1 protein-coding gene is annotated in these 261 nt (G+C 57.5%); it reads right to left on the bottom strand.

What is annotated here, in order from left to right; genetic code table 11:
• Window positions 1-261, bottom strand: a 261-nt coding sequence (locus BFP93_RS00095; RefSeq protein WP_141687915.1) for an immunoglobulin-like domain-containing protein, incomplete at both ends; no start/stop codon positions are given.

The following is a 261-nucleotide window of genomic DNA, read 5'->3' as shown; positions in this document are numbered from 1 at the left end:
GGCTGGCGGTGTAAACGATGTTGCCGCCTTCGCCGACGGTGGTGGTAGCGGTCAGTACAACGTCGACTTTGTCGATGGTGTCGTTGATCGCTGTCGTGGCACTGTTTTGCGCAACTACCAGCTGCTCGAAGTTGCCGCCGGAAGCGTCGGTAATTTTGACGATCTGGGTGCTCTTGTCGATGAACACGTCATCGCTTGGCGCAGGGACGGTCACGGTGCCGACGGTATCGCCAGCCTTGATGATAATCGACGAACCGTTGT

This window comes from Pseudomonas sp. 44 R 15, from assembly GCF_900004965.1.
GTDB lineage: Bacteria > Pseudomonadota > Gammaproteobacteria > Pseudomonadales > Pseudomonadaceae > Aquipseudomonas > Aquipseudomonas orientalis_A.
Note: the sequence above shows the minus strand (reverse complement) of the source record. Positions and strands in the feature narration are given on the sequence as shown.